General features: G+C 64.3%; 3 protein-coding genes and 1 pseudogene. All 4 read right to left on the reverse strand.

What is annotated here, in order from left to right; genetic code table 11:
• Positions 1–972: AMP-binding protein (locus tag EN750_RS17255; protein ID WP_145967739.1), on the reverse strand; the 972-nt coding region annotated here is incomplete at its 3' end.
• A gap of 176 nt (positions 973–1148) precedes the next feature.
• Complete coding sequence (locus EN750_RS17260; protein ID WP_127397125.1) at positions 1149–1889, reverse strand: GntR family transcriptional regulator; 741 nt, start codon at positions 1887–1889, stop codon at positions 1149–1151.
• A 401-nt stretch (positions 1890–2290) separates the two neighbouring features.
• Positions 2291–2968, reverse strand: a complete 678-nt coding sequence (rpe, locus tag EN750_RS17265; RefSeq protein ID WP_127397126.1) for a ribulose-phosphate 3-epimerase — start codon at positions 2966–2968, stop codon at positions 2291–2293.
• Positions 2969–3188: 220 nt separating this feature from the next.
• A pseudogene (locus EN750_RS17270) lies at positions 3189–5261 on the reverse strand (hypothetical protein); the annotation flags it as partial.

Raw genomic sequence — 5261 nt, forward strand, 5'->3', positions numbered from 1 at the left:
GAAACCGACGGTACCGGCGCGCCGCTCGCCCTCATAGGGGTTCGAGGTGTTCATGTTGGTCTCGGTCATGCCGTAGCGTTCGAGGATCGCGTGGCCGGTGCGCTCGCGCCAGGACTTGTGCGTCTCGGCCAGCAGCGGCGCCGACCCGGAAATGAACACACGGATGTTTTTTGCCGCCTCATGGTCCAGCCCATCCTGCTGCAGCAGGCGCACGTAGAAGGTCGGAACGCCCATCAGGGCCGTGGCACGCGGCAGCAGCGAGACGATGCGGGCCGGATCGAACTTCTGCTCGAACAGCATCGAGGCGCCGGCCATCAGGACGACATTGGTGGCGACGAACAGGCCGTGCGTGTGGAAGATCGGCAATGCGTGGATCAGCACGTCGTCTCCAGTGAAACGCCAGTGCTCGACCAGCACGCGCGCGTTCGAAGCAAGATTCTCGTGGCTGAGCATGGCGCCTTTCGAACGGCCCGTGGTTCCCGACGTGTAGAGGATCGCCGCGAGGTCATCCGGCCCACGCGCTACGTCATGAAAATCCATCGGCAGCCGCGAGGCCTGATCGGGCAGCGATCCCTGGCCGTCCCGGCCGAGCGTGACGGTGACGGCGCCCGACTTTTCCGCCAGCGCGCCGATGTCGGCCGCTCTTGCCGGATCGCAGACGACCAGGCGTGGTTCTGCGTCGCCGAAGAAATACTCCAGCTCGGCCAGCGTGTAGGCGGCGTTGAGCGGCAGGAAGACGGCGCCGGCTCGCAGGCAGGCGAGATAGAGCATGACCGCTTCCGGGCTCTTCTCGACCTGCACGGCAACGCGGTCACCGGGTTCGACATCGAGTTGCAGGAGCGCATGCGCAAGCTGCGCCGAGCGGGCCAGCATATCGCCATAGGTGAGCGAGCGGCCATCATCGGTTTCCATCAGCAAGCGCGCTGGCGCCGGCATCCGGGACCGGAACGCATCGAACAGATGATTGCTCATGAAGACTTCCCTGGGTGCGGCGGCGCCGAGCATGCGCCTGTCGCGGCATGCCTCGGCGGCGAGAGTTCGCGGTTCTTGGCCACGCCGTCAAGCCCGCCGACAGCGGTTCACGCCAGCCGCGCTCGGCGCGGATTGCGAGCAAGAAACGAGCGCAAGAGCCCGCCAGGACACGACTGCTATCGCCGAGCGCGTTTGCGGGCGAGTTCCTTCGTTTCGTCGTCCTGCTCGAAGCGCTTCATGCACATGGCGGCAGTCAACTGGTAGTGATTGAGCAGTGCCTCGACGGCACCGTCGGCATTGCCGTCCAGGGCACATTCGGCGATCAGGCGATGCTCGCCGAAATCGTCGCGCTGGACGCCTTCGCCATCAATGGCCATTTGCCGGTAGCGATACGCGTGATCGGAGAGCTGGTCGCAAAATCCCACCAGCCATTGCGACCGGCAGGCCGAAATCAGCACCCTGTGGAAGATGCGATGCAGCCTCTCCCAGTCGGGATTGAGCGAAAAGAGATCCTGCGGAGACAGACGTGACGCGCGTCCCAGGCGATGCAGCGCCAGCACGAGCTGTTCTTCCCATTCGGCGGTGCGGTGGGCGATGGATTCGCGAAGCGCCCGCTCCTCGAGCCAGCAGCGGGTGCGCGTCAGCTCATCGAGCTCCGACGCACTGACCGGCATGATGAAGAAGCCTCGCTGATCGTGCCGGCCGAGAAGTCCTTCCGAGGCGAGGCGATTGAGAGCTTCGCGGACAGGCGAGGCGCCGGCTCCATATTTGGAGACCACCCATTCGACCCGCAGCTTGCTCTCGGCCTCAAGAACACCCCCGAGAAGATCGTCCCGCAATTGCTGATAGACCGTACTGGCAAGCGTACTCTTCGGTCCCGCAGCGTCATCGTTCAGATTGGCAGCTCCGTATGTCATAGCGACTCCTTGTCCCCAAGACTTGTCCTGGGCGATTCGAGTCCGAAAGCATTCGCCTTCTCGTACTTGTACCATACAGTGCGAGCATTCGCCTGCTCAAGCAGAAGATCGCGTTATTGTACTTTAGCACGAAGGAATATGCGGCATCTGGAGCTCAATGCTGTAATTCCGCGCATTTTCACAACCTGCGGGAACTTAACATGTTTTGTATGCACGCAGGAGAATCTGTTCTTTCTGTTCTTTTGTATTCGCGCGGGATCAACTGTCTGCTGTGAGGACCCTTGAGGCCGAATCAGGCAGCTGCTCCAGATCCGATACCGTTGCGCATCAGACCATCACAAGCCTCGGCCAGTACCAGAACCTTGGCCGGCATGCCGGGCAGAACGCGGGAACAGCGCTGGTTAGCCGGCTGCGCGGTCGGCTGCCGTCCTGATCGCCTGGATGTTCTGACGGTAAGCCTCGACGCTGCCGCCTTTGAAGATGGCGGCGCCCGCCACCAGCACGTCGGCGCCGGCAGCGGTGACCAGCGGCGCGGTTTCGGCCGAAACACCGCCGTCGATCTCGATGCGGATCGGCCGGCCGCCGATCAGGGCCTTGACCCGCTTCACCTTGTCGACGATGGCCGGGATGAAGGCCTGGCCGCCGAAGCCCGGATTGACGGTCATGATCAGGATCAGGTCGAGCCGGTCGAGCACATATTCGACCACGCTTTCCGGCGTCGCCGGATTGAGCGACACACCGGCCTTCTTGCCGAGGTTCCTGATGGTCTGCAGCGAGCGGTCAAGATGCGGGCCGGCTTCGGCATGGACGGTCAAACCGTCGCAGCCGGCCTCGGCGAAAGCGGCCAGATAGGGGTCGGCCGGGGCAATCATCAGATGGCAGTCGAAGAAGGCCTCGGTGCGGTTGCGGATCGCCTTGATCACCGGCGGGCCAAAGGTGATGTTGGGCACGAAATGCCCGTCCATCACATCGAGATGGATCCAGTCGGCGCCGGCCGCCGCCACCGCTTCGACCTCATCGCCGAGTTTGGAAAAATCCGACGCCAGCACCGACGGTGCAATCAGGGTCTTTCTGCTCATGGATGCGGCCTTTCCGAGTGCCCTTCTCGTTCGGCCACTCTATCGACTGCCTAATGCGCTCCAGCCGACTTGTCGAGGGCACGGGCGCGGCGGCTGCACGGGCGGAGGTGGCGTTGCAGCGTCCGCGATCCTGTTGCAGCCAATTTCCGCTTGCCTCGGAGCCATAAGAAAACCCGCCGGATTGCTCCGGCGGGTTTCTGGTCTGGCGTCGAGCAGATCGTTATTGCTGCTGGAGTTTCAGGATTCTGTCTGGAACCGGATCCTGCTGCTGTTCGACCTGCGGCCTGCGCCGTGGCAGTACCTGCTGCAGCAGCAGGCCGGGGTTGAGCTCCAGCGACGGTTGTCCGCGGACCGGCCGGCAGTTCGGATAGCGCCCGATCGTGCCTTCCGGGCAGCGCCGCCTGATGATCGGCTGGCACTGGCCGTTGATCATCTGCGAGCCCGGTGCGCATTCCACCTCCTGCCTGGGCTTGCGGCATGCGCCGTTGATCACCTGCGTCCCACGCGGACAGCCACACTCGCCACGCTTGTTGTGGACCTGGCCGCGTATGTCGCACTGCTCCTGCGTCGGCTGCTTGCGTCGGCAGGCATTGCCCCGCACCTCGGTACCCCTCGGGCAGACACAATTGCCCTTGGCGTCATGGACCTGGCCACGGATGGTGCACTGGTCAGGCTTTGGCCGGATCGGACGGCAGGCTCCGTTTCTGACCTCGGTACCCCTTGGGCAGACACAATCGCCGTCGGCGTCGTGAACCTGACCACGGATCGTGCACTGCTCGGGCTTTGGCCGCATCGGACGGCAGGCGCCATTGCGCACCTCGGTCCCTCTCGGGCAGACACAATCGCCATCGGCATCGTGGACCTGGCCACGGATGGTGCACTGCTCGGGTCTGTCGGTCCTGACACATCTGCCGTTCTCAAGCCCGGTTCCGCGTGGGCAGACGCAACGTCCGTCCTCGGTGCGGATCTGGCCTTCGAGCAGCACACAGCGCTTCGGCTGTTCCGGCTTCGGCACGATACCGCCGCCCGGCGAGCACTGGCCGTTGCGGTAGGTGGTGCCTTCCGGGCAGACGCAGCGGCCGGCATCGTTCATGACGAAGCCTTGCGAGCATTCCTTATTCGTCTCCTGGCTGATGGTGAAGGGATGGCAGGCATAGGCCTTGCCGCGATCGCCCTGCACATTGGTCTGATCGCCGCCAAGCACGTCGCCACCGCCCTGCACCCGTGTGTCGGGAGAGAGCACGCCGACGCAGTTCTGGCCGCTGACATTGCCCTGCAGATTGGCCAGGCGACCGTCCTCGGGAATGACCACGGTGACATGGTGCACCCGGCTTTCGCCGGTGCCGAGCGACAAATTGGCAATGCAGGATAGTGGCAAGGTTGCCGGTTCCGGCGAACAGCCGAAGGGCGGATCGATCGACGTGATCTCAACGCCTTCCAGCCTGCCGAGACCCTCCACGCCGATCGCATCGCCAATGCGGACCGGCCCGGAGAAGGGGGTCGTTCCGTCATTGGTGATGGTGATCTCGAACGAACAGGGTTGGCCGAGTTTGCATTCACGGTCGCCGGTCTTTTCGACACGGATGGTCGAAGAACCGCCGCCCTTCGCGCAGGCCTGGCCAAAGGGATAGACGACGTCGTCGCCCGGTGCCGGCCCATAGGAGCCGCGCGCGCAGTTTTCGAACGCGCCATTGGCCGAAACCGTCACGTCGAAGTGGCGGCTGATTCCAGGTGTCATGACGGCACCGGGAATCTGGCACGACAGCGCGTTGGCCGGAACCGGTCCGCACGCCCATTCCGCACCGTCGGGGGTGACGGTCTGGATCTGGACGGGCGCGCCGCCGGCCACCAGCGTGGCGGCATCGTTGACCCGCACCGGACCGGTGGGGGCAGCAGTGCCAAGGCTGATGACGGTGATGCGGCAAGAGATGAGCGCGGCACCGGCGAGCGAGCCGTTGCAGACCTTGGTGATGCGCAGGGTCGGCTTGCCGGCATTGGGATGACGGAAGCGTTCCTTGGCGCAGGCCTTGTTGTTGGTGAGGTCGTTTTCGCCGGGGATGGGCTTCACCGTCGCGCAATTCTCGACAATGTCCGACTGATAGCCGGCCGGCATGACCGCCTTGACGACGATCGGCGTCGAGCCGCCCGGAGGCAGCGAGATCCCCGCATGGTCGCAGCGGAACAGGCCGGGACCTGTCGGTACGCAGGTCCATGGCGGGCTTGGGCCGAAGGTCGAGGAGGCCGGCGCGCCGGCCGGGTAGCTATCGATCACCGTCAGCGGCCCGTTATAAGT

The sequence above is a fragment of the Mesorhizobium sp. M7A.F.Ca.ET.027.03.2.1 genome, from assembly GCF_003999175.1.
Classification (GTDB): domain Bacteria; phylum Pseudomonadota; class Alphaproteobacteria; order Rhizobiales; family Rhizobiaceae; genus Mesorhizobium.